Genomic DNA, 24,834 nt, shown 5'->3' with positions numbered 1-24,834 from the left:
GCCTGCCGCCCGTCTACTCCCGCGGTCGAGGCAGGTCGTCCGGAAGCACCGGCATGCCGACCTCGCGGGCCAGGTCCACAAACTCCTCACGCGAGACTTCTTCCAGCCGACGGCCTCGCCGGTCCAGCTTCTCGTTGAACTTGATCGCCTGTTCCTGCATCCGTTCGTGGGTTTCGTGCGAACCGCCGAGCAGCCGAAAGTTGGTTCCCTTGGTGATCCGCACGTGCCCGTCCTCGTTATCGAGCCCCATGCCCAGCAGCATCGCCCGCTTGTCGTCGTTCTTTTCTCGGACCATAAAACCTCGGGAGTTGGGTCGGAATCGCAGCCGCTGGCGGTCATGGTAGCATTGAAGGCGGGTCCGAGGCAAGGGGGCGGGAGCTACTCGACGGTTTTTATCTCTTCGTCGGACGGTTGCGGCAGAGGCGCGGGAGCCCGGGACGGACGTTTGGCCGGAACCACGAAGGTGGTCGTGCAGTACTTGCAGCGAACCTTCTTGCCCCGGGTGTGGTCGGGCACCGCCAGGACCTTCCGGCATTTCAGGTTGGGGCACAAGACCGTGATCGTCATCGATGTCCCGTTAACTGCATTACTGGTTCAGGTACGTTCCGTATTCCCTCTATCGGTAGTCGGAAGGGGGGCTTTGAGGAGTTGGCCAGGACTTCGCCATTCGACCCCTTCGCAACCGCTGCTATGTCCTTGACGCCGCTGATTATCGGACGGCCTGCCTCAGGCGGACTCTTTCTGGATGTCCACCTGCGGGAAGACCTGCTGGTTGCCCGCCACCACGTCGGCGGTAATCACGTACCGGCCGCCCCGTTTCTGTTCGGGAAGCTCGTACATGATCTCCAGCATCAGTTCCTCGGTCACCGCCCGCAGGGCCCGGGCCCCGGTATCCCGCGCCATGGCCTTCCGGGCCAGCAGGTTCAACGCCTCGTCGGTGAACTCCAGCTCCGCCCCTTCCATCTCGAAGAACTTCTGATACTGCTTGACCAGGGCGTTCTTAGGCTCGGTCAGGATCTTGATCAACGCATCCTCGTTGAGCGGATGCAGGGCGGTCAACACCGGCGTACGGCCGACGAATTCCGGGATCATGCCGAATTCGATCAGGTCTTCCGGCGTGGCCTGGTCCAGCAGCTTGGCCACCGTCTCCATCTCGTCGCGGCCGTCCTGAACCTCGCTGGCAAAACCGATCATCTTGCGTCCCAGACGCTTGCTGATGATGTTGTCCAGGCCCACGAACGTGCCGCCGCAGATAAAGAGAATGTGCGTGGTGTCGATCTGGATGTACTGCTGTTCCGGGTGTTTGCGGCCGCCCTGGGGCGGAACGTTGGCCACCGTCCCCTCGAGCATCTTGAGCAACGCCTGCTGAACGCCCTCGCCCGAGACGTCCCGGGTGATCGAGACGTTCTGCGAGGTCCGGTGGATCTTGTCGATCTCGTCGACGTAGATGATGCCCCGCTGGGCCGCCTCGATATCGTAGTCCGCGTTCTGCAAAAGCCGCAGCAACACGTTCTCCACGTCCTCGCCCACATAGCCCGCCTCGGTCAGCGTGGTCGCGTCGGCGATGGCAAACGGCACGTTCAGCAGCCGGGCCAGCGTCCGGGCGATCAGCGTCTTGCCGCACCCGGTCGGACCGATCAGCAGCACGTTCGACTTGTCGATCTCCACCCCGTCCTCGCCGTCGGCGACCAGCAGCCGCTTGTAGTGGTTGTGGACCGCCACCGAGATCGACTTCTTGGCCCGCTCCTGGCCCACCACGTACTCGTCGAGAAACTCCTTGATCTGCCGCGGGCTGGGCGTCGAACCGAACTTGGCCTTGGTTGAGGTGTTGCGGCGACGCTCCTGGGCGATGATGTTGTGGCACAACTCGACGCAGCTCGAACAGATGTAGACCCCGTTGGGGCCTTCCACCATCGGTCCGACCTCCCGCTGCGAACGCTCGCAGAAGCTGCACGTGCTGCTGAACTTCCCTCGCCGTGCTCCACCGCCTGATCCGCTGTTCTTGTTAGTTGCCATGCTTATAAATCCTGTGTCGTCCTGACCTAATGTCCACGATTGGCCTCGCTCCGCACTGTTCTATCGCCTTCTATCGTCACTCTTGGTGACATTCTCGGCCGGGATTCTACTTTTTCCGGTCCATCTGCTGGATCGCATTTTCGCGGAGTATCCGATATTCATCGTCCGATATCTGGCCTTCCTCGCGCATCCGCTTGAGCTGATCGAGGTCAAAACCTGGTCCAGACTTCATTTCGTCGTGCTTCAGGGCCTGATGGCGAATGATTACGACGACGATCCAGAGCACGATCAACGCCCCGATCAGAAGCATTCCGACGTAGAGCAGTTTGACCAGTGCCTCGGTGTCCATACCCTTCCGGAGTCATTATACACACCGACGGCCACGACGCCAGCCATAGTTTCCCGTTCCGCGACCCGACTAACCCCGGGTTCCTACGTTATTGTAGCCTCCTGAGGGTCTGCCGGCGTGAACTACCCCTCAAAGGGCGGCGTTCTGTCGGAACCCGGAGCAGAATTGACCATTGCATCAGAGATGAATTGGTGGTATAAGAGGTGGTAAAGGTTGTATTAGTAGCAACCAATTGATGGCGCATCCGGCAATCGAGGGTGACTATGGCTGGTCTGGACGACGCTGAACCTGTTGCGGAGGGTGGAAGCGGCCCGCTGTACGTCCAGGTGCGGGAGCATCTGCGCCGGCGGATCGCTGAGATGTCGGTCGGTCAGAAACTACCGCCGGAGCGGGAGTTATCGGACCAATTCGAGGTCGATCGGGTGACCGTTCGGCGGGCGATGCAGGATCTGGAGCGGGAGGGATTTGTGGTCCGCCATCGCGGGCGGGGGACGTTCGTGCGTAAGGCGCCAGCCTGTGGCCGGGGCGCCATGCCGGCGGCGGAACTGATCGGTCTGGTCATCCCCGACGTGAGCATGACCCACAGCGCTCAGATGCTCAGGGGGGTCGAGGAAGAGGCGACAAGTCGGGGCTATGAGGTGCTGGTCTGCAACAGCGTGCTGGACCGGTCGCGGGAGCGGAGCATCCTGGAACGTCTCAGCGGCAAGGGCTTGGCCGGGATCCTGGTCTGTCCGCTGTTCGAGGATTCGATGGACCCCGCCTATGCGGAGTTGATTCAGCGACTCCAGGACCAGGGCACGCGGATCGTGATGCTCGATCAGTACATCGCGGGCCTGGACGCGCCGGTGGCGATGACGGACAAGGTTCGTATGGGCTATCTGCCGACCGAGCACCTGATCATGCTGGGGCATCGGCGGATCTGTTACCTGACCACGGGCCGCTACGATACCGTGGGGCCCGACACCCTGGTCGGCTACCGGCGGGCCCTGTCGGACTACGGGTTGGAGTACGACCAGAGGCTGATGGTGGAGATTCCCATCAAGAACAGCGCGGTTCCCGCCCACGATGCGGTTGTCGAACTGCTTCGTAAGGATAGTCGGGCCTTTACCGCGATGGTTTCACCGACGTTTTCAATGGCCTACGGCGGTCTGCGGGCGTTGCACGAACTCGGTCGGCGCGTTCCCGAAGACGTGGCGGTGATCGGGGCGGACATGTACAACAACCCGGACTACCTCTACGTGACGCACACCGTTCAGCCGTTCGAGCAGATGGGGCGGGAGGGCGTCAAGCTCCTGCTGCGAGACCGTGACGACGGCGAGCTGAAACAGCACGTACTGCTTCCACCCCGTTTGGTGATCGGCGCCACGTGCGGGGCCAGGCGACCCCGTGAGGAATAACGCATGACTCGACGCGGCTTGGCGGTGCTGGTATCGGTAATCTGCATGGCGACGTCAGTACATGGAGCCAATCTGGTCCGCAACGCCAGCTTTGAGCTGGACCAGGGGTGGAATGGCACCACGATCCGGGTGGAGGCGGAGTTCTACCAAGCCCATGCCCGGACCGGTAACGAACTGCACTGGAACCCGGTGGCTGAGGCATGGTGGCAGGAGCGGGCGGACAAGACGGGTGTGGCCGTGGTCGAGGACCAAGCCTGCTCGGGCAAGCGGTGCGTGCGGGTGAAGGTGGGGGACGGCAAGGCCCGGTCGGTGATCTCATCGTACGACCGGTTCGCCGAGCCCGGGCCGTGGGTGCTCAGCGCGCAGGTCAAGACGGCGGGAGCCAAGGGGCGGCTGTGCCTGGTCCTGAGCCGGGGCTGGCGGGTGACGTTCGAGCGGGGCGACGAGGGGCCTTCGACGTGGGTGGACCTGCCCGCCGACAGCGATTGGACGCGGGTGCACGTGGCCCTGGATTGCCCGGAGAGACTCGAGATTCAGGCCCGACTTGTGGTCGAGGCGGGGACGGTGTGGATGGATGACGCGCAGATCGAGCCGGGCACGGAGCCGACGGCATTTAATGTGCGCCCGGAGGAGTGGCTGAGGGTCCAGTTTGCGGACCACGACAACACGCGTCTGCCGCTGTGGCTGCCGGGTTGGCCCGAGACGGCTGCGGTGGAGGTTTGGAACGATTCGCGGCTGCCGCTAACGGGTGCGGCGACCGTCTTTATGGGGACGTGGGATGCCCCGGATGCAACCAAGCTCGCTGAGTTTCCCGCGGCGGAGGTCCAGGGCGATCAGCCGAGGCGTCTGAGCTTTGCCACCAAGGACCTTGTTCCGGATGCGTATTTGGTGATGGTGCGATACCGCGAGGGCGAGACGCTTGTCCTGGACGGGGCCAAGGATTTCCACCCGACCGAGTCGATTGGCGGGCATTCCTCCCTCAGCCAGTTCACGTCGCGGCTGGTGGGGCGATTCGCGATCGGCTCGCCCATACCGCCGGCGAATATCTTCGGGGTGGGCAACGGAATGCTCAGTTTCGGTGGTGGCGGCAATGGGTTCGCCGGATATAGGATCGAGGAGTATCTGCACGCGGGCGAGATCGGAGTGGTCTGCTCGCGCGGACCGTGGAACGAAGATTTGTGCTACCTGCACGCGGCGGGCGGATTTCCTATTCACGCGATGGGCCCGCATGCCGATCAGGGTGGCCGGCCGGAGGTGGGCAATCCAGCCAATCCGGCCTACATCGACGTCTACAATCCGGAGGGGCTGGCGTATTTCAAGGAACAGGCTGAGGAGGTCGGCAAGGTATTTGCGGCGAATCCGATGGTGGCTTCGTTCCAGTTGCACAACGAGCAGCCGTACATCCACAACGGCGGGGCCTGCCCGTCGACATACGCCGATGCCCATTTCCGCCACTGGTGCAAGGACCGCCACGGCGACCTGGCGACCCTCAATGATCGGTGGGGAACGGATTATGAAAGCTGGGATCAGGTCGAGCAGGTGATCTCGGCCCGGTTCGTGGAGGAGGAGAAGAACCGTCCGAAGAAGGAGGGGGCGGCGGCGATCGAGTGGACGGCGGCGTTTCGGTCATTGCCGGAGACCGCGCTGAAGCGCTTCCAGGACACCCCCGGTTGGGCGATGGACTGGCTGCGGTGGCGCAGCGAGACGTCGGTATGGGCGTGGGCGACGTTCATGGAGCACGCGCGGAAATACGACACCAGGACGCTCTACGGCAACAATCTGGCCTGGCCGACGTTCTTCCCCCAGGTGTTCATGCCGTTGATCCGGGTCAGCGACGCGGTGATGGTGGATCAGATGTACACCAGCGGCTGGCCGTTGGCCTTGGGCACGCCGCAGGAGATGCTCGAGATTCTGGAAATGGCCGAGTCGACGGAGCCCGGCAAACCCATCCTCGGGGCCGAGGTTTACGTTCAGCCGAGTTGGCCCGGCGAATTTGCCGGGATGCAGAATTGGGCGATGGTGGCCCACGGCATGACGATCAACCTCGTGTTCGGCTGGAAACCCTACAGCGATCACGGCCAGGTCGAGGGCGCACGGGCGTGGGAGAAGGACAACGCCCGCCCGATGTGGTTCCTGATCGACAGCGACGGGACCAAGCTGCCGCACTACGAGCACTATCGTCGGACGGTCGGCGAGATCGAGCGTTATCACAAGCGGTTCGACGGGCACTCGATCAAGCGGGTTGCCACCGACGCGGCCCTCTACGTCTCGCTCGACACCGCCGAGTACATCACCCTCCAGACCGGCGAAAAACCGTGGGGCTCGCCGTGGGTGCGGACGCGGAACAACCTGCTATACACGCTGCGGATGGAAGGGATCACAGCGGATTTTGTGGACGATGCGACGCTGCCGGAGAAGGTGGGGCGGTTCAACACGATCATCGTGCCCGCCTCGTACGTGCTGAGCCAGGAGGCGGCTGGAAGGTTGGAGAGTTTTGCGGAATCCGGCGGGACGGTGGTCCTGGCTGGCATCAGCGGCCTGGTCGATCCATGGCTGCGACCCTACGAAAACGTCGGCGGGCCGGCGTGGACGGAACTTGGCTGGAAGGCCCCGGCGTTTGCTCCGGAGTATGCGGATGTCCGGTTCGGGCCGGAGATCAACTTCGTGGCCACCGAGCATCAACTCGCAGCGGACAAGCCGGGCACGGTCGGCGGGGCGATCGATCCGGGCATCAATGAGGGCAAGACGTTTCGCGGAGTGAACATCGGCTCGATGGCCAACGCCGAGGAGATTCTCGACGCCAGCGGCCACGTGGTGGGCTGGCGCCGGGCGTGGGGCCAGGGGCGTCTCATCGCTTACGGCCCATTCCCGGACACGTACGTGACCAACCCGCACCCGTCGGCCAACATCCGGTTGTGGGTCCGACGGATTATCGAGCAGGCGGACCTGGAGTTCACCGGACGTTGGGTGGACAGCCTGCCGCCGGCGACGAGAGGTCACCTGGGTACGGGCGATCCTGTGACTGAAGTGGTGGTGCGCGAGAAATCGCCGGTCGAAAAGTTCGTGTTCGCACTCAACCAGGGCGGTCCGGGCGACGGGATTGTCCAAGTCCCGGTCGGCGAAGGCCAATGGACCGCACAGGACGTGGTGACGGAACGCGACGTAACCGAAGCGTCGGTGAGCGAAGGTCTGTGGTCGATGCCTCTGCACATGGACCCGTGGAGTTACCGGGTTATCTGGCTGAGAAGGAGCGGGCAATGAAGAGTTGCGGGATGCTCCCAAATCGGCAATCGACGCACCGCCGTCAGCGATCCTTCACGTTGATTGAGTTGCTCGTGGTGGTCGCGATCATCGCGGTGTTGGTCGCGATGCTGCTGCCGGCGCTGCAGGCGGCCCGCGAGAGTGCCCGGGGTGTGCTGTGCCTCAACAACGAGCGCCAGCAGCACTCGGCGTTCATGGCGTACGCGAGCGACTTTAGCGGTCTGCTGCCGCCGCGGTGGCAGGACAAAACGGCGGGCTGGCCCGCGATCGGTTTCTGGGAGGCCTGGCAGGCGCGGATATGGCCGTACGTCTCGAACGACCCGAATGCCTACGCCAACGGCACCGGCTGCTGGGGTGCGGCCGATGGCATTCGCCGGTGCCCCAGTTCACCGGGCAACTCGGCCACGAGCGGGTACTCGAATGTGTACGCCTATAACGTCGAGACGGCCGGCGATTTTGACGTCGCCCTGACCGGCCAGCGGGCGTTGACCTGGAATCTCCAGACCCAGATCATGCTGCTGACCGAGGGCGATATCGCGTTCGACGACAAGGTGTATCATGAGGTGATGGCGGGCTACGGCGAACGGGCCTGGGCCGGCTGGTTCCACAACCGGGGCGGCAACTACGTGTTTCTCGACGGACATGCCCAGTGGGTGCCCATGCCGCAGGATGGCCAGGCTCCGTGGATGTACTTCCCGCAGTACCTGATCTGGGTGAACCAGTGGTAGCCCCGAAGCATCCGCGAAGAGGCCGAGACGCAGAGAAAGCACAAAGCACCCTGCCCGGCGTCGCAAGATGAGGGAGATATCCATCCACCCGCGGCGGCGCCACGATTCTGAGTTCCCCTTATGCTTCCTTCGCGACTTATTTGGCTCCAAGTGCCTGAAAACACGTTACCTAGCGGCATGCCGATGCTCGATCTTCCCCGACAAATCGCTTGACGGCGGTGGCACGGCGGGCTTACAATGAAACAAGAGCAATGCGGTTGAGAACCAATGACCGGGACCGGCGGCGCTGGTTGTAAGCGGGTACCGGGAGCCTCGATATCCAGCCGGAGTTGACGGTTGACCAGCACCAGCCAGACCGTTGACCAACCAACCCAACCGTGACTCGCAAGTAGATTTGCCGATAAGTACTTACGGACAACCGCGGTAACGTTTTCATACGGTGTGCCATGGCTCGAAAACGTAAGAAACTGGGTGAGATCCTGCTGGAGTGGGGGCGGATCGATCCGGGCTCGCTCGAAACCGCCGAGAATTTCGCCAAGGAACACGACCGACGGCTTGGGGAGGCCCTGGTCGAGCTCGAGTTGATCTCCGAGGATGAGGTGGTCCGGGCCCTCGCCGAGCAATTCGGCATGGAATACGTCGATCCGGAAGACAACGGCGAGATCGCCTCGGCCCTGAACCTGATCCCCGAGGACATTATCCGCAAGCACCTGGTGCTGCCGCTGGGCAAGGACAACGGGCGGCTGAAGGTCATCATCCACAACCCGCTCGATCTGGACGTCCAGGACATGCTCCGCTTCCGCCTGGCCACCGAGATCGAGCCACACCTGGCCTCCAGGACCAAGATCAAACACTACATCGACAACTACCTCAGCGGCCGGACCACCGAAAGCATCGACAAGACGGTCGACGAGCTGCGGCAGGCGTCGGTGGACGCCTCGATGGATTCCTCGATGGACGCCTCGGTCGACGTCGACGGCGTCGCCGCCGACGACGCCACCGCCCCGATCGTCCGGCTGATCAACCTGATCATCACCGAAGCCGTCCGGTCGCGGGCCTCGGATATCCACGTCGAGCCGTTCGGCGACCGGGTCCGCGTGCGCTACCGCATCGACGGCGTCTGCATCGAGCGGGACGCGATTCCCAAGAGCATGCAGGCGTCGGTGATAAGCCGTCTGAAGATCATGGCCGGCATGCACATCGAGCAGAAGCGCAACACCCAGGACGGCCGCATCAAGATGCACATCGACGACCAGCAGATCGACTTCCGCGTCAGTTGCATCCCGAGCTATCACGGCGAGAGCATGGTCCTGCGTATTCTGCGGCCGGAGTCGGTCAACATCGGTATCCAGGCCCTCGGCTTCGAGGAGGACGACTACGGCCGCTTCCAGAAGATCATCCGGCGGCCCAACGGCATCTTTCTGGTCACCGGCCCGACGGGTTCCGGAAAGACCACCACGCTCTACGCCGCCCTCCAGGAACTGAATCAGTCCGACCGCAAGATCATCACCGCCGAGGACCCGGTCGAGTACCACTTCACGGGCATGAACCAGTGCCAGGTCAACGAGGCCCTCAAACCGCCGCTGAGCTTCGCCCGCATCCTGCGGGCCATGCTGCGTCAGGCGCCCAACATCATCCTCGTCGGCGAAATCCGCGACCTCGAGGTGGCCGAAGTGGCCATCCAGGCCGCCCTGACCGGCCACCTGGTTTTCTCGACCCTCCACACCAACGACGCGCCCAGCGCGATCACTCGTCTGATCGACATGGGCGTCAAACCGTTTCTCGTGGCCAGCTCGGTCCAGGCGATCATGGCCCAGCGGCTGATCCGGGTGATCTGCCCGGACTGCAAAGAGGTCGATCCGAATCCCGAACGCCACTACCTGCGGCTGATCGGGCTCGACCCGGACAAGATGGGCGACAAGAAGGTTTACCGCGGCAAAGGCTGCAAGACCTGCCACGGCAGCGGGTACAAGGGCCGGATCGGCATCTTCGAAATGCTCGAGATGAACGCGCAGATCCGCGAGCTGGCGTTCAACCGGGCGCCGGCCAACAAGATCCGCAAAGCCGCCGCCGCCGGCGGCATGCGGTCGCTGGTCGAGGACGGGAGGGTCAAGATTCTCAAAGGCGTGACCACGCCCTACGAGGTCGCCCGAATCACCCAAACGGAAGAAGTCATCGCCAACCAGGAGGCGTAACTGAATGGCCAACATCCACATCGATCGTATTCTCGAAACCTGCATCCGCCGCGGCGGTTCCGATATCCACCTCCACGTCGGACGCCCGCCGGTCATCCGGATCCACGGACGGCTTCGCAACCTCGAAACCAAGACGCTCGAACCCGAAGACACCCTGGCCTTGATGCGATCGATCACGCCGGAACGCAACCAGCAGGAACTCCAGGAGGAAGGCGGCACCGACTATGGCTTTGCCTTCGGCGACGCCGGACGGTTTCGCGTGGCCGTCTTCAAACAGAAGGGCAACGTCTCGATCGTACTGCGTCTGATCCCCTCCAAACTGTTGACCTTCGAGGAGATCGGCCTGCCGCCGATCGTTAAGGCCCTCTGCCGGCGGTCCAGAGGCCTGTTCCTGGTGACCGGTCCCACCGGCTCCGGCAAGACCACCACGCTGGCCACCATGATCGACTACATCAACGCCGAGATGGACCACCATATTGTGACCGTCGAGGATCCGATCGAGTACTACCACCCGCACAAGAAATCCATGGTCAATCAGCGGGAGGTGGGCAACGACGTGCCGAGTTTCGCCGAGGCCCTCCGCCGCGTGCTGCGACAGGACCCGGACGTGATCCTCGTCGGCGAGTTGCGCGACCTGGAGACGATGGAGTCGGCCCTGCGGGCGGCCGAAACGGGCCACCTGGTCTTCGGCACCCTGCACACCACCGGCGCCCAGGGCACCATCACCCGTATCGTCGACCAGTTCCCGGTCACCCAGCAGGAACAGATCCGCGTCCAGCTTTCCACCAACCTGATCGCCGTCCTCTCGCAGGCCCTGCTGCCGCGGAGCACCAGCGGGCGGGTCGCCGCCTTCGAGTTCATGGTCATCACCCCGGCCATCGCCAACCTGATCCGCGAGAACAAGGTCTTCCGCATCGACTCGAGCATCCAGACCGGCAAGAAGTACGGCATGCAGCTTCTGGACGACCACCTCTGGCAGCTCTTCGAGAGCGGAATCGTCAAGGCCGAGGAAATGCTCGACAAGTCCAAGAACCCAGGCGAACTGAAGCGCAAGCTCGACGCCGCGCGGCCCGGCAGCGCCGTCAACTACGGCATGGTGCTCGGGGCCGACAACGCGGCGGAGGAAGAAAAGGAAGCAAGCTGAGAATCCCAACCACCTGCGTAACGGGTAAAGAACCATGCCAAGCGTAATACCGGTCAAGCAGCTTCGGGGACGACGGCTGGGACGAGTCCTGATCAAGATGGGCAAGCTCACCCGCGATCAGGTCCACGAGGCCCTGGAAATCCAGAAGCAGCGGCGCGGGCCCCTGGGGCGCATCCTGGTCGAACTGGGGTACGTCAACGAGGACGAGCTCAACGAAGCCCTCGCCGCCCAGAAGGGCATGGAGATCGTCGCCCTCGACTCCATGGAGATCCCGCGCGAAGTCGTAGCCCTGCTGACCCCGCAGATGGCCAACATCTACCGCGTCGTGCCCACCGACCACAACGGCGAGACCAACACGCTGACCCTGGCGATGTGCAACCCGGACAACTTCGCCGCCACCGACGACATCAAGCGGTTCCTCGGCTACGACGTGATCGCCTGTTACGCCTCCGAGGAACAGGTCTCCAAGGCCCTCTCCCGCTACTACCCGGAAGAGGCCCAGGAGGACATCCACGACCTGATCGACGAGATCAACAACGACGCGAACCTCAGCAAGCTCCAGAGCCGCGGCGACTCGATCGACCTGGACACCATCATGGAGGCCTCGGCCTCCAAACCGGTCATCAAGCTGCTGAACCTCGTGCTGCTCCAGGCCATTCGCGACAAGGCCTCCGACATCCACTTCGAGCCCTTCGAGGACGAATTCAAGATGCGCTACCGGATCGACGGCGTGCTCTACGAGATGCAGCCGCCGCCGCACCACATCGCCCTGGCCGTCGCCTCGCGCATCAAGGTCATGTCCAACCTCGACATCGCCGAACGCCGCATGCCCCAGGACGGCCGCATCCCCCTGACCGTTGGCGGCCAGCCGGTCGACCTGCGCGTCTCGGTCCTGCCCACCATGTTCGGCGAGAGCATCGTGATGCGCGTCCTCGACCGCAGCCAGGTCAACCTCGACGTCGAAAAACTCGGCATGCGGGAGGAGGAGGTCCGCCTCTTCCGCCAACTGATCAACCGCCCGCACGGCATCATCATCGTCACCGGTCCCACCGGATCCGGCAAGACCACCACCCTCTATTCGGCCCTGACCGAACGCAACGACCCGGAAGTCAAGATCCTCACCGCGGAGGATCCGGTCGAGTACGACATCGACGGACTCATGCAGGTGCAGGTCAATCCCGAATCGGGACTCACCTTCGCCCGCTGCCTCCGTTCCTTCCTGCGGCAGGACCCGGACATCATCCTCGTCGGCGAAATCCGCGACCTGGAAACCGCCGCCATCGCGGTCCAGGCCTCGCTGACCGGCCACCTGGTCTTCACCACCGTCCACACCAATGACGCGCCCAGCACCATCGCCCGTCTGGTCGACCTGGGACTCGAAAGCTTCCTGATCACCGCGACTCTCGAAGCCGTCGTCGCCCAGCGGCTCGTCCGAAAGATCTGCGTCAAGTGCAAGAGCCCCTACGAGCCGACCGAAGAACAGCTCATGGAGCTCGACCTGACTCCCGACGACATCCGCGGCAAGCAACTCTACTACGGGCCCGGATGCGAGTTCTGCAACAACACCGGCTATCGCGGACGAATAGGCCTCTTCGAGATCATGGTTCTCGACGACGAGATGCGAGAGCTGATCATGAACAGCGCCTCGACCCAGCTTCTCCGACAGCACGCCCGCAAACGCGGCATGCGCTCGCTCCGCGAGAACGGGCTCAACGCCATCTACGACGGCGATACCACGATCGAAGAGGTCGTCCGCGAAACGATCGTCGAGGAAGAATAGGCCCGACGCCAACGCACGGAAAGGAGCGACGGAGGTGACCGACGCGATCGACCGCGGGAAAGACGCGCATCGCCCGTCCTCGTCGCTTCGCCGACCGGTCAAGCAGGCGGATGACGGCCTGAACCGCGGCGGCGCCGGACGGACCGAGTGGCTCAACCGCGCCATCGGCGGGGTCTCCAGGAAGAGCCTCATGCTCTTCTCCCGCCAGCTTTCCACGCTGCTGAACTCGGGTGTGCCGATCGTCCGCTCGCTACGGGTCCTGGAGCGTCAGCAGCGGCCGGGCGCCTTTCGCGACGTGGTCTCCAAGGTCGCCGAGCGGGTCGCCCGCGGTTCGTCGCTGGCCGAGGCCCTGGCTGAGCATCCGCGGGCGTTCGACCGCACCTACGTGCAGATGGTCGCCGCGGGCGAGGCCAGTGGATCGCTCGAGATCATTCTCAAACGCCTGGCCGAGCACATCGAGAACAACGTGCGGATCCGCCGCAAGGTCATCACGGCGTCGATCTACCCCGCTTCGGTGCTGTTGATCGCCATCCTGGTTCTGATCTTTATGCTCGTGGTCGTCGTGCCGCGGTTTGTCAGCCTCTACGACGAATTCGACGCGGAACTGCCGGCGGCGACCCGCACCGTCATGGGCCTAAGCCACTGGATGCTCCACGGCGTGCCGCCCGGCCTGGTGGTCCTGGCACTGATCCCGATCTGCCTGTTCGTGCTGATCGTCCTGATGCGCCGCAGCCAACCGGGGGCCTACCTGCTGGACCTCTTCCGCCTCAAGCTCCCGGTCTTCGGCGGGATCGCCCGAAAGGGGGCCATGGCCCGAACCGCCCGCACCCTGGCCACGCTGGTCAGTTCGGGCGTGCCGATCCTCGAAGCCCTGCGCATCACCCGCGACGCCGCCGGCAATCGCGTCTTCGCCTCCGCCCTCGACGACGTCCACGAAGAGGTTCGCCACGGCAGCGGTTTGGCCGAACCAATGCTCCGTACGCGTGTCATTGATTCTTTTGTAGTGGATATGGTACAGATCGGCGAAGAGACGGGCGAATTGGACCAGATGCTTAACAAAGTAGCTGATAATTATGAAGAGGATGTGGAGATGCTGACCGCTGCGCTGCTGAGCCTCTTCAAACCGGTGATGATCATCATCGTGGCCCTGATCGTCGGGTCGATCATTCTGGCCATGGCCTTGCCGTATGCCGGTATAATAGAGCAGATGGGGCGGTAGTCCCGCAGACATAACGGAGAGCACAACCGATGGCAGTATTCATGTACGAGGCGATGAACTCAGCCGGCCAGGAGGTCAAGGCCGAGATTGAGGCCACGACGTCCGAAGAGGCAATTTCCAAGATCCGCGAGCAGGGGCTTTTCCCGACCAAGGTCAAGGAGAAGGCGGGCAAGAAGAAGGTCGGGGCCGAGGTCTCCACCGCGGGCAAGCGGCCCGCCGGCGCCGGCGGGTTCGGCAAGGTCTCGCGAAAGCAGCTCACCCAGTTCACCCGGCAGTTGGCCACCCTTCAGGACGCCGGCCTGCCGATCCTCCGGTCGCTGCGCGTGCTCGAGCAGCAGCAGAAACCCGGCATGCTCCGCCAGGTGGTCAAGGAGGTCGGCGAGGACGTCGAGGGCGGGGCCACGCTGTCCGAGGCGATGGGCAAGCATCCCAAGGCGTTCGACCGGCTCTACACCAAGATGGTGGCCGCGGGCGAGGCGGGCGGCGTGCTCGAGGTCATTCTCGAACGACTCGCCGAGTTCATGGAAAAGGCCCAGCGGCTTCGCCGCAAGATCGTCGGCGCCATGATCTACCCGATCGCGGTGATCAGTTTCGCGTTCATGATCCTCGGGTTCATCATGTACTTCGTGGTGCCCAAGTTCAAGACGATCTTTGAGGACTTCGGCACCGAACTGCCCACGCCCACCAAGATGCTGATCGCGGTCAGCAACTGGTTCGTCAGCGGCACTCCGCCGGGATGGATCGTGTTCCTGGCCTCGCCGATCGCGGTCATCCTGATCTTCAAGCTGATCAAGCAGTCGGAGGTCGGCCGTTACGTCCTGGACGTCATCAAGATCAAGATCCCGATCATGGGCCAGATCGTCTCGAAGGGTTCGATCGCCCGTTTCACCCGGACGCTCGGAACGCTGATCAACGCCGGCGTGCCCATTCTCGAGGCGATCAACATCACCAAGGACACCACGGGCAACGAGGTCTACTCCCGCGCCCTGGCCGAGGTCCACGACTCGATCCGCGAGGGCGAGAGCTTCGCCGAACCGCTGCGGGCCGCCCGCGTGGTCGACTCCCTGGTGGTCAACATGGTGGACGTCGGCGAGGAGACCGGCGACCTGGACAAGATGCTCCTGAAGGTCGCCGACAACTACGACGAAGAGGTCGAGACCCTCGTCGGGTCGCTGGTGAGCCTGCTCGAACCGGTCCTGGTGATCTTCCTCGGTCTGATCGTCGGATCGATCGTCATCGCCCTGTTCCTCCCGCTGGTCAAGCTGATCAGTTCGGTCTCCGGCGGAAAGTAGATGGATGATACACGCACCGGCGGACGGCGGCTGAATGCCGTCCGCCGGTGTTTTACTTGGACCGCCGGCGGCGTTGCCCGCGAAACACAGCCTTGCAACCGGCCCGCCCTTGCGGTCAAATGGTGCCTGACGGCTGGCGGAACCCCGAACCGAGACGATCATGTGGGATCAACAGACAACCTCAGCTCTGCTCGAAGCCCTCAAGGCCATCAATCGCACCCTCGACGTCCGCGCCACGCTCCAGGCCATCGCCGACCAGGCGGCCCGGGTCATGCGGGCTGAGGCCTCAAGCGTCCTGCTCCTCGACTCGCGGAAGAAGGCCCTGCGGTTTCTTGCCGCCTGCGGCTGCAAGGGCGACCAGCTTATCGGCGACGAGTTCGACGCCTCGCTGGGCATCGCGGGACAGGTCCTGGAGTCCGGCCGCAGCCGTCAGGTCAACGACGTCAGCGACGACCCGAGCTTCTTCCAGGGCATCGACAGCAAGCTCAACTTCCGGACGCGAAACCTGATCTGCTCGCCGATGATCTACCAGGGCGAGCCGATCGGCGTGATCGAGGTGCTCAACCGCCGCGATGGCGCGTTCGGCGACGGCGACCTGGAACTCCTCGAGGTCTTCGCCAACCTTGCCGCCATCGGCACGGTCAACGCCCAGAAGTTCGAGGGCCTCAAGCGGGAAAACCAGACCCTCCAGGAGAGCGTCTTTACCGACCGGCAGATCATCGGCGCCGGCGGCAGCCTGCGCGGCGTGATGGAACTGCTGGGCAAGGTCGCCCACACCAACGCCACCGTCCTCCTGCTGGGCGAAACGGGCACCGGCAAGGAGCTGATCGCCAAGACGATCCACCGCTCCTCCGAACGGGCCGAGCACCCGTTCGTCGCCGTCAACTGCGCAGCCCTGCCCGAAGGGCTGCTCGAAAGCGAGCTGTTCGGCCACGAAAAAGGCTCGTTCACCGGCGCGGTCGCCCAGAAACCCGGACGCTTCGAACTCGCCGACGGCGGCACCATCTTCCTCGACGAGGTCGGCGAGCTGAGCACCGCCATCCAGGTCAAGCTCCTTCGCGTCCTGCAGGAACGCGAATTCACCCGCGTCGGCGGCACCAAAACCATCGCCACCGACGTCCGGATCATCGCCGCGACCAACCGCGATCTCAAGCAGGCCATGCAGGAAGGCAAGTTCCGCGATGACCTCTACTACCGCCTCAACGTCTTTCCCATCCACCTGCCGCCGCTTCGCCGCCGCCGCGACGATATTCCCGAACTGATCCGCCACACCGTGGCCCGGGCCTCGGACGACCTGAAGGTTCCCAAGCCGGCCGTCTCGCCCGCCACTGAAGACCTTCTGGTCAACTACCAGTGGCCCGGCAATATCCGTGAGCTCCAGAACGTTATCGAACGGGCCGTCCTGCTGGCTTCCGGCCGCCAGATCACGCCGGCCGACCTGCCGCGGGAAATCACCGGCGACCCGGAGCCGCTGGAAATCTCGGGCGACGCGGGCGACGGATTGGCCGGTCAGGAACGGCGTTTGATCCTTCGGGCCCTCGAAGGCCATAATTGGAATCAGACCAAGGCGGCCGACGCCCTCGGGATCACCCGGGACGTGCTTCGGTACCGTATGAAAAAGCACAATCTGGGGAAACCGGATCCGAATTCGGGAGCCGGCGGCTGATCGCATCGCCGGAAAGATGCGGATTGCCGTGTCAGGGGGATTCCGTCCGATAGGGCTTGCAGGCCAAGCCGCGTCGGACCGGGCTTTTGAATCTGCGGAGGATACTCCAATGAAGGCTTCCACCCGCCGTCTCGTTCTGGTGATCGCGCTCGTCCTTTCATTCGCCGCCGGCGCCTCAGCCATGCCGCGCCGCGGGCAGGACGCTCCTGGTTCCCGGTCATCAACCGGCAAACCCGATCCGCGGGCGGTCGGCGGCCGTCTGCGCAGCGTCGAAACGCGATACCAGTCGTGGAAAGTCGCTTCCGTCGGTGCGACGGCGGCCAAGACACGCCTCGATCGATCCTCGCACGCCTCGGCCAAAGGCGCATCGCCTCTTCCGTCAGGTTCCGAACTGGCGGCCCTCAAAGCGGCGGGCATCGATCTGGACGTCCGCCTGAACCCCAACGGGACCGCTGGGTTCATCAAGGGACCAGCCCTCTACGCTCCGCCCGAAGGGGCCAAAGCCGAACCTGCGGCGGTGGCGACCGGCGCCCTTCAGCGGTTCGCCGGCCTGCTGAAGGTTCGCGAGGCTCGCGAGGAGTTCCAAGCCGTCCGCGAGATCGCCGATCCGCACGGCCGCCTGCACGTCAAGTTCCAGCAGATCTACCGCGGCTTGCCCGTGCACGGCCGCCAGGCGATCGTCCATCTGGCCGGCGACGGCTCGGTCTACCTGATCGAAGGCGACACGCATCCAAGTCCCACGATTGACGTCACGCCGCGGCTGACCGCGCAAGACGCGCTGGCCGTGGTGGTGGCCGACCTGGGCCGGGTCAGGTCGGAGTCCACCGTCCAACTCGTCGTCCACGTCGGCCCCGGCAACGTAACCCGGCTGGTCTACGATGTGGTTGCCTGGGAGGGCTACGACCGCTGGCAGTACTTCATCGACGCCCTCACCGGACACGTCATCGAGAAGTACAACGACACCTGGAACGAAGCCATTTCGGGCTCCGGCGTCGATCTCTTCGGCAATACGCGGACCTTCTCAGCCTGGCTGGAAAACGGCGTCTACAACCTGATCGAAACGACGCTGCCCATCCACTCGCAGAATCCGACGGTTCCCGACAGCTTCGGCGGCGGCAACTCCGTGGTCCTCGACGCCCGCAACGCCCCGCCCGAGACCATGGACTCGGCCTACTTCATCCAATCCGATTTTCCCACCTCGGGCTGGGACGCCGCCGGAGTCACCCTCCTGCACTGGTTCACCCTCACCAGCAATTATTACTACACCACCCACAACCGCAACTCGATCGACGGACAGGGCCTCAACAACATCGGCATCGTCCACGTCGGGCAGAACTGGGAAAATGCCGCGTGGAACGGTCAGATCATGATGTTCGGCGACGGCGGGACGACCTTCGACAACCTGGCCCGGGCCCTCGACATCACGGCCCACGAGTACACGCACGGCGTCACGCAGTACACCGCCAACCTCGAATACAAGTACCAGTCCGGCGCCCTGAACGAGGCGATGTCCGACATCTTCGCCTGCATGGTCGACCGCGAAGACTGGCTCCTGGGCGAGGACGCTGCGCGGGTCGCGCCCGGCTATCTGCGCAACCTGGCCAATCCGCACCTGGGCATCGAGAGCGACGGGTTGATCGCCAGCGGAATCGGATCGCAACCGGCCAACATGAGCGAATACCGCAACGTGCCGCTCGACGTCGACAACGGCGGCGTCCACGTCAACAGCACGATCCCCAGCCACGCCGCCTACCTGATGGCGGAGGGACTGACCGAGCAGGGATTGGGAACCAGCATCGGCCGCGACAAGGTCGAACGGGTCTTCTATCAAGCGCTGACCCTGCACCTGACGCGGCAGAGCGACTTTGCCTCGGCCCGTCGGGCGACCATTCAGAGTGCCGAGGAACTCTACGGCGACGGGTCAGCCGAGGCGGCCGCTGCGGCCGCCGCGTGGGACGCCGTCGGGGTCGGCGATACCGGCGCGCCGGACGACGACACCGGCGGACAGGTCGATCCCGTCCAGGGCGGCGACAACATCGTGTTCATCTTCTACGAGGACACCACGCCGTTTCTGGGCATGCGGATCGCCACCGGCGAGGAGTTCTACGTCTCGCTGGATCCGGTCTCGCCCACCCGCCCGGTGATTGTCGAGGACGGCCAGCAGGTGCTCTTCGTCGACGCGACCAACAACCTGCACATCGCCAGCCTCTCGCCCGACGACACCTACGACGAACGGCTCACCACCGAAGGGTTCGTACGCACCATCGCCGGCTCGCGCGACGGCGTGTACTTCGCGTTCACCAGCACCGACTTCGATAACCTGGTCTACCTGCTCGACCTGAGCGACGAGACCGGAGGCAGCGACCGCGCGATCGAAATCCTCTGGCCGACCGACGCCGAGTTCGGCTCCAGCATCGTCCAGTACGCCGACGTGATCGACTTTGACCTCACCGGCGGCCGGATCGTCTTTGACGCCCTCAGCGAGATGCGCCTGGCCGACGGCGCCGACAGCTACAGCTACTGGAGCATTGGCCTGATCGACGTCCGGACCGACTTCGTCGAGAGCCTCGTCTCGCCGCCGCCGCCGGGAATCAACCTCGGCAATCCGACAGCCGCCACCACCCGCGACTGGATGATCGCCTTCGACATGGTCGACGACGCCGACGGAACCTACCAGACGCTGGTCGCCAATCTGATCACCGGCGAGGCGGGCCTCGTGGCCCAGCAGGTCAACCCGCAGACCGGCTTCGGCTGGCCCAGCTTCAACGGCGACGACACGCGGATCGCCATACAGTACCAGGATGACATTGTCACGGTGCCGATCGCCGACCAGGGCGGCGGAACCTACGCGGGCGACTTCGCCAGCGCAGCCCTGGTAACCGCCGACTCCTACTATCCGCGCTACTACCGCGTCGGAGCGCTGGTGGTCAACCCGGACATCGAGCTGTCCGACTCGCAGGTCGATTTCGGCGCGGTCGAAGTCGGCGGCGAGACCTCAGCCACGGTGACCGTCACCAATCGCGGCACCTATCAACTCCAGATCGACAACTACACCCTGACCGACACCGTCAACTTCTCGCACGACGGGATCCACAAGACGCTGAAGCCCGGCGAATCTACCGCCGTCACCATCGCCTTTACGCCGACCGCCGAGCAGGGCTACTCAGCCACGCTGACCATTGACACCAACGACCCGGACACCGGCTCAGCCGTCATCGAACTCTCGGGGCAGGGCGGGTCCGGCACGCCGTTCGGCCCGCTGTGCTTCATCGCCACCGCCGCCTACGGCAGCCATCTCGAGCCGGAGGTGGCGACGCTTCGCCATTTCCGCGACCGGTATCTGGCGACCTGCGCTCCGGGCCGCACGCTGGTCGGGCTGTACTACCGCTACTCGCCGCCGATCGCGCTGGTGGTGGCGACCGACCCGCAACTGTGCCGGATGACGCGGCTGGCCCTCACCCCGATCGTCTACGGCGTCAAGTACCCGGTCATGCCGCTGCTGCTGACCGCCGGCACGGTGGGACTCGCCCTGGCCCGCAAGGCCCGACGACGCCGATCGCCGCGTTGAAGCCGTCGGCGATCTTGTACAGGGCGTATCGGGTGTGGCTTGCCGAGCTCCCGGTCCGCCGCTACAATGGCCTGCTGATTTCAGCGGCTTCGGCATCGAGGGCTGATGGTGGATACCAGGACGCGCATCGCGAACATACTGAGTTTCCGTTCGGTCGATCGACTTCCGATAATCGAGTGGGCCGGTTGGTGGACGCAAACCGCCGACCGGTGGCATCGCGAGGGTCTGCCTGCGGAACTGACCGATCCGGCGGAGATTCGGGACTACTTCGGGCTGGACGGCATGCGCCAGCACTGGTTCCGCCCGCAGGGTCCGAAATGTCCGAACCCGCCGGGGCACGGACTGGGGATCATCGCCGATGCCGATGACTATCAGCGGATCCGCGAGCATCTGTACCCCGAGGCGTCGTTCGACGCCGACACGCTGCGGCGGTGGGACCGGCGCCAGCGGGACGGCAAACTCTTTGTGTGGTTCACGATGGAGGGTTTCTTCTGGTTTCCCAGGACGCTCTTCGGCATCGAGGAGCACCTGTACGCGTTCCACGACCATCCGGAGCTGATGCACCAAATCAACGAGGACCTGCTGCAACATCACCTGCGGACGCTCGATCGGGCCTGCGAGCTTTGCGTTCCGGTGTTCATGACCTTCGCCGAGGACATGAGTTACAACCACGGACCGATGATTTCCAGGTCGCAGTTCGACGAGTTCATGGCGCCATACTATCGGCGGATCATCCCAGCCCTCAAGGAGCGAGGCATCATTCCGTTCATCGACACCGACGGGCTGGTGCACGAACTGGTCCCATGGTTGATGGAGGTGGGGGTGGAGGGCTTTCTCCCGCTGGAGCGGATGGCTGGAGTGGACGTGCCGGAACTGCGGCGGCGGTACCCGACGCTGCGGATGATCGGCGGGTTCGACAAGACGGTCATGCACCGTGGCGAACAGGCCATCCGGGCGGAATTCGAGCGTCTGCTGCCCGCGATGAGCTCCGGCGGCTACGTTGCCGCCTGCGATCATCAGACCCCGCCCGAAGTGTCCATCGACGATTACCGGCTGTACGTGAGGATTCTCAAGGAATACGCCGAGATGGCGGCAAGGAACATGACATGACACGACGCGAGCGAATGATGGCCGCTCTCCGCTGCCACCAGCCGGAAGAGGCCTGCCCGATCTGGGAAATCGAGTTTCACCTGTACGACCGGCTCGCCGACCGGCGGTTCATCGTCGGCCGCGAGTTCGCCGCCCTGACCCCCGCTGAGCAAGAACGGGCCCTGCACGCCAACGCCGAGATCATGATCGACGTCGCCCAGCGGCTGCACTTCGCCGCCCTCACGTCGATCGGCGGTTACTGGGAGGTCGCGCCGGGCGAACCGGCCTACATGTGGCTGCCCGACGACGGACCCAAACGCTTCCTTCAGATCCTCCGGAAGACGGCCGGCCCCGACATCTGCGTGATCGCCGAGTCCGGCGGCACCATCGGCATGCCCGCCGCACACGACTATGTCGATTTCTCCTATCAGCTCTACGACCGGCCGGAGGAGATCGACGCGATGGCGGCCAAACGTCTGGCCGCCTCCAAGGAGACCATCGCCCGCTTCGCCGATGAGGGGGTCGATGCGGTGCTTAACTGCTGCGACGTCGCCGACAACCACGGCGTGTTCTTCAACCCGCAGCACCTCCAGCGGTTCTTCATGCCGTATCTGAACGAATGGGCCGACGCGGTCCAGGCCGCCGGCATGTGCTCGATCCTCCATACCGATGGCAATATCGACACGATGATCGATCAATTGGCGGCCGGCAGCCTGCACGCCGTCCAGGCCCTCGACCCGACCGCCGGAATGGACATCGTCGCCGTCAAGCAACGGGTGAACGGCCGCCTGTGCCTCTGCGGCAATATCGACCTGAGCCTCTTCCACCACGGCCCGCCCGAAGCGGTCTACCAGCAGACCCGCGACGTGTGCCTCGCGTGCAAGCCCGGCGGCGGATTCGCCCTCGGCGCCTCCAACGCCGTTTTCCGCGAAGTCCCGATCGACAACTACCTGGCCATGATCGAGGCGTGGAAGGAATACGGCCGGTACGACTGAGATCGCGCTCAGCGGCTGCGCGGCGTTTTTCTTATTGCATTGCCGCGACGGATTGCGTTAAACCCGGCCTTATCGTTATCGAGGCACATAACTGCGAGGGCTTGCCATGAGCAACGGGGTCAACCTTCCCAACGTTTGGGGCGCCGGCCAATTGCTGGCCTTCTCCGGCATCGACGGCCATGCCGACTGGTCGCAGCCGTTCGTCCTCCACACCGACCGCGAACCGGGCTCGTTCATCGTCCGGTTGCCCGTGGAGGTCCACTTCGCCTTCACGCGACTGGAGAGACTTCGTTTTCGGATGATCCTCGGCGACGCGATCGAGGCGGATACCGGCAACGGGCCGTTCCTCGCCGCGTTCCTCGATCATCACGCCTTCATCGGCCAGTCGCCCGCCGGAAGCTCCCTTCTCGCCGCCGGGCAGACCGTCAAGTCCAAGCCGGTGCGGTTGGCACAACATGAAAAACTCGAAGTCTACGCGGTCGCCAAAGGCCGGCGATGGGCGGTCATCGTCGCCGACGGCAAACCTTCCGCCCAGCGGATCAGACAGGTCCTGACCGCCGATCTGGACCAGGTCATTCGCGACCGCGCCGCGTATGTCCGCGGCGTTTGCGTCCCAAAAGGCCTGACGCCCGAGCAGACGCGGCTGCTGCTCAAAGCCGTCTCGATAATGAAGGTCAACGTTGAAGCCCCGTGCGGCAAGATCGGCCGCCGCTGGACCACGCCCGACCGCTGGCCGCACCGGCACATGTGGCTCTGGGACTCGGCCTTCCACACGCTCGGAATGGTCCGCGTCGATCCGCAAATGGCCAAAGACGCCGTGCTGGCCATGCTCGAACAGACCCGGCCCGACGGCTTTCTGCCCCATATGATCTTCGCCGAGGGCGACGACAGCGAGATCACTCAGCCGCCGCTGCTCGGATGGGCGGTCCTGACCGTCCTGGACAAGACCGCCGATCTCGAATTCGCCCGGCAGTGCCTGCCGTATCTGCAGCGGTACCTGGAGTGGGACCGCGTCAACCGCGACAAGAACAACAACGGCATTCCCGAGTGGTACATCGAAGGCAACGCCTTATGCCGATCCGGCGAGTCCGGTTTGGACAACTCCTCGCGATTCGATCGCGCCGTCCTGCTGGATGCCCCGGATTTCGCCGCCTGGTTCTGCCACGACTATCAATGCCTGGCCGCCATCGCCGATCGGCTTGGCGAAAAGGGCCTGAAGCGCTCAGCCGCAGCCAACGCCCAGCGCATCGCCAAAGCCGTCAACAAGCTCCTATGGTCGGATGACCATGGCATGTACATGGACCGCGACTTCGACGGCAACTTCGTCGACGTCAAAGCCGTCTCCGGATTCATGCCCCTCTTCGCCAGCATTGCGCCGCCCGCCCGCGCCAAGTCCCTGCGCGACCACCTGGCCAACCCATCCACCTTCGGCACCGCCTTCCCCATCCCGTCGATCTCGCTCGACTCCGGCACGTTCTGCAAGGATATGTGGCGAGGCCCGACGTGGATCAACTGCAACTACATGGTCTGCCTCGGCCTCCAGCGAAATGGCTTTGCCCGCGAAGCGGCGCGGCTGAAAAAGATCATGCTGGACCGGCTGGCGTTCTGGTACGAAAAGGAAGGCTGCCTCTTCGAATTCTACGACTCGCTGGACGTCACCAGCCCAAGAGACCTCGACCGCAAACAACGCCTCTCGCTCGGATACGGCATGGCCCCGATCTCAGACTACCACTGGACCGCCGCCCTCACCGCCGCACTCCTGATGGACAAGTAGAATCACGCGGATCACGCGAGGCAGCCGGAGTCAAATAGGGTGCGTCGTCCCGACGCACAATCCTCCGCCGTTTCAATTCCCGTTCCCTCCACTCCGCGTGTTCCGCGTGATCCGTGCCGTTCCAACAAGAAGTCGCACAGACGGCGGAAGTCGCCACGAAAGCACGCGCCTACTGCCCAAACACCCCGCCTTCCAGCTTCAGCCCCTTCTCCTGCCACTGCCGCAGCAGGTCGTGAAGCTCCACGAACGTCTGCTGGAGCCGCTCGCTCGTCAGGACCAGCGACTCGTAGAGCTCCGGATCGTTCAGGAACCGCCCAGCCGTCCCTTCGCGCGTGCTCAAGGCCTCCGCCGCTTCGCCCAG

Annotated in this window: 18 protein-coding genes; 13 read left to right on the top strand and 5 right to left on the bottom strand. The window is 64.1% G+C overall.

Annotated elements, in window-relative coordinates:
* Positions 1–13: 13 nt before the first annotated feature.
* The 4 genes from GXY33_04615 to GXY33_04600 form a co-directional block, all read right to left on the bottom strand.
* Positions 14–295, bottom strand: a complete 282-nt coding sequence (locus tag GXY33_04615; protein ID NLX04409.1) for a hypothetical protein — start codon at positions 293–295, stop codon at positions 14–16.
* A gap of 83 nt (positions 296–378) precedes the next feature.
* Positions 379–567, bottom strand: coding sequence for a hypothetical protein (locus tag GXY33_04610; GenBank protein ID NLX04408.1), 189 nt, complete (start codon positions 565–567; stop codon positions 379–381).
* 159 nt (positions 568–726) lie between these two features.
* Positions 727–2,016 carry an ATP-dependent Clp protease ATP-binding subunit ClpX gene (clpX, locus tag GXY33_04605; GenBank protein ID NLX04407.1) on the bottom strand — a complete coding sequence of 430 codons (1,290 nt, stop codon included), beginning with the start codon at positions 2,014–2,016 and terminating at the stop codon, positions 727–729.
* A 106-nt stretch (positions 2,017–2,122) separates the two neighbouring features.
* Positions 2,123–2,365: a hypothetical protein gene (locus GXY33_04600; GenBank protein NLX04406.1), complete on the bottom strand. Its 243-nt coding sequence runs from the start codon at positions 2,363–2,365 to the stop codon at positions 2,123–2,125.
* Positions 2,366–2,628: 263 nt separating this feature from the next.
* Here GXY33_04600 and GXY33_04595 point away from each other — a divergent pair, with 263 nt between their 5' ends.
* The 13 genes from GXY33_04595 to GXY33_04535 all read left to right on the top strand — a co-directional run bounded on the left by GXY33_04595 (position 2,629) and on the right by GXY33_04535 (position 24,473).
* Positions 2,629–3,762, top strand: a complete 1,134-nt coding sequence (locus GXY33_04595) for a substrate-binding domain-containing protein (protein ID NLX04405.1) — start codon at positions 2,629–2,631, stop codon at positions 3,760–3,762.
* 3 nt (positions 3,763–3,765) lie between these two features.
* On the top strand, positions 3,766–7,023 hold the full coding sequence (locus tag GXY33_04590) for a hypothetical protein (GenBank protein ID NLX04404.1): 3,258 nt from the start codon (positions 3,766–3,768) through the stop codon (positions 7,021–7,023).
* A complete protein-coding gene (locus GXY33_04585) occupies positions 7,020–7,751 on the top strand; it encodes a DUF1559 domain-containing protein (protein ID NLX04403.1) in 732 nt (243 codons plus the stop codon). Before GXY33_04590 ends, GXY33_04585 begins: the two co-directional genes overlap by 4 nt.
* Positions 7,752–8,197: 446 nt before the next feature.
* Positions 8,198–9,946, top strand: a complete 1,749-nt coding sequence (gene tadA, locus GXY33_04580; GenBank protein ID NLX04402.1) for a Flp pilus assembly complex ATPase component TadA — start codon at positions 8,198–8,200, stop codon at positions 9,944–9,946.
* Positions 9,947–9,950: 4 nt separating this feature from the next.
* Positions 9,951–11,090, top strand: a complete 1,140-nt coding sequence (locus GXY33_04575; protein NLX04401.1) for a type IV pilus twitching motility protein PilT — start codon at positions 9,951–9,953, stop codon at positions 11,088–11,090.
* A 34-nt stretch (positions 11,091–11,124) separates the two neighbouring features.
* On the top strand, positions 11,125–12,870 hold the full coding sequence (gene tadA / locus GXY33_04570; GenBank protein NLX04400.1) for a Flp pilus assembly complex ATPase component TadA: 1,746 nt from the start codon (positions 11,125–11,127) through the stop codon (positions 12,868–12,870).
* 34 nt (positions 12,871–12,904) lie between these two features.
* Positions 12,905–14,089, top strand: a complete 1,185-nt coding sequence (locus GXY33_04565; protein NLX04399.1) for a type II secretion system F family protein — start codon at positions 12,905–12,907, stop codon at positions 14,087–14,089.
* Positions 14,090–14,118: 29 nt separating this feature from the next.
* Positions 14,119–15,381: a type II secretion system F family protein gene (locus tag GXY33_04560; GenBank protein NLX04398.1), complete on the top strand. Its 1,263-nt coding sequence runs from the start codon at positions 14,119–14,121 to the stop codon at positions 15,379–15,381.
* A gap of 160 nt (positions 15,382–15,541) precedes the next feature.
* A complete protein-coding gene (locus GXY33_04555) occupies positions 15,542–17,047 on the top strand; it encodes a sigma 54-interacting transcriptional regulator (GenBank protein ID NLX04397.1) in 1,506 nt (501 codons plus the stop codon).
* A 109-nt stretch (positions 17,048–17,156) separates the two neighbouring features.
* Positions 17,157–20,615, top strand: a complete 3,459-nt coding sequence (locus GXY33_04550) for a choice-of-anchor D domain-containing protein (protein NLX04396.1) — start codon at positions 17,157–17,159, stop codon at positions 20,613–20,615.
* A gap of 105 nt (positions 20,616–20,720) precedes the next feature.
* The gene (locus tag GXY33_04545; GenBank protein NLX04395.1) at positions 20,721–21,725 is read left to right on the top strand and encodes a hypothetical protein; all 1,005 of its coding nucleotides are present in this window, start codon (positions 20,721–20,723) and stop codon (positions 21,723–21,725) included.
* Complete coding sequence (locus GXY33_04540; GenBank protein NLX04394.1) at positions 21,722–22,699, top strand: hypothetical protein; 978 nt, start codon at positions 21,722–21,724, stop codon at positions 22,697–22,699. The genes GXY33_04545 and GXY33_04540 overlap by 4 nt, the downstream gene beginning before the upstream one ends.
* A gap of 106 nt (positions 22,700–22,805) precedes the next feature.
* Positions 22,806–24,473 carry a hypothetical protein gene (locus GXY33_04535; GenBank protein ID NLX04393.1) on the top strand — a complete coding sequence of 556 codons (1,668 nt, stop codon included), beginning with the start codon at positions 22,806–22,808 and terminating at the stop codon, positions 24,471–24,473.
* A 169-nt stretch (positions 24,474–24,642) separates the two neighbouring features.
* On the opposite strand, the gene GXY33_04530 is transcribed toward GXY33_04535, so the two are convergent.
* On the bottom strand, positions 24,643–24,834 hold a 192-nt coding region (locus GXY33_04530; GenBank protein NLX04392.1), incomplete at its 5' end, for a hypothetical protein.

This window comes from Phycisphaerae bacterium (genome assembly GCA_012729815.1).
Classification (GTDB): Bacteria; Planctomycetota; Phycisphaerae; order JAAYCJ01; family JAAYCJ01; genus JAAYCJ01.
The sequence above is the reverse complement of the archived record's forward strand: the minus strand, read 5'-3'. Positions and strand labels throughout refer to the sequence as shown.

Excerpts from the sequence above, each read along its gene's own strand:
- tadA (NLX04402.1), top strand. The coding sequence starts at position 8,198 with ATGGCTCGAAAACGTAAGAAACTGGGTGAGATCCTGCTGGAGTGGGGG.
- GXY33_04585 (NLX04403.1), top strand. The coding sequence starts at position 7,020 with ATGAAGAGTTGCGGGATGCTCCCAAATCGGCAATCGACGCACCGCCGT.
- GXY33_04615 (NLX04409.1), bottom strand. The coding sequence starts at position 295 with ATGGTCCGAGAAAAGAACGACGACAAGCGGGCGATGCTGCTGGGCATG.
- GXY33_04550 (NLX04396.1), top strand. The coding sequence starts at position 17,157 with ATGAAGGCTTCCACCCGCCGTCTCGTTCTGGTGATCGCGCTCGTCCTT.
- GXY33_04540 (NLX04394.1), top strand. The coding sequence starts at position 21,722 with ATGACACGACGCGAGCGAATGATGGCCGCTCTCCGCTGCCACCAGCCG.
- tadA (NLX04400.1), top strand. The coding sequence starts at position 11,125 with ATGCCAAGCGTAATACCGGTCAAGCAGCTTCGGGGACGACGGCTGGGA.
- GXY33_04600 (NLX04406.1), bottom strand. The coding sequence starts at position 2,365 with ATGGACACCGAGGCACTGGTCAAACTGCTCTACGTCGGAATGCTTCTG.
- GXY33_04590 (NLX04404.1), top strand. The coding sequence starts at position 3,766 with ATGACTCGACGCGGCTTGGCGGTGCTGGTATCGGTAATCTGCATGGCG.
- GXY33_04575 (NLX04401.1), top strand. The coding sequence starts at position 9,951 with ATGGCCAACATCCACATCGATCGTATTCTCGAAACCTGCATCCGCCGC.
- GXY33_04555 (NLX04397.1), top strand. The coding sequence starts at position 15,542 with ATGTGGGATCAACAGACAACCTCAGCTCTGCTCGAAGCCCTCAAGGCC.
- clpX (NLX04407.1), bottom strand. The coding sequence starts at position 2,016 with ATGGCAACTAACAAGAACAGCGGATCAGGCGGTGGAGCACGGCGAGGG.
- GXY33_04545 (NLX04395.1), top strand. The coding sequence starts at position 20,721 with ATGGTGGATACCAGGACGCGCATCGCGAACATACTGAGTTTCCGTTCG.
- GXY33_04560 (NLX04398.1), top strand. The coding sequence starts at position 14,119 with ATGGCAGTATTCATGTACGAGGCGATGAACTCAGCCGGCCAGGAGGTC.
- GXY33_04595 (NLX04405.1), top strand. The coding sequence starts at position 2,629 with ATGGCTGGTCTGGACGACGCTGAACCTGTTGCGGAGGGTGGAAGCGGC.
- GXY33_04535 (NLX04393.1), top strand. The coding sequence starts at position 22,806 with ATGAGCAACGGGGTCAACCTTCCCAACGTTTGGGGCGCCGGCCAATTG.
- GXY33_04610 (NLX04408.1), bottom strand. The coding sequence starts at position 567 with ATGACGATCACGGTCTTGTGCCCCAACCTGAAATGCCGGAAGGTCCTG.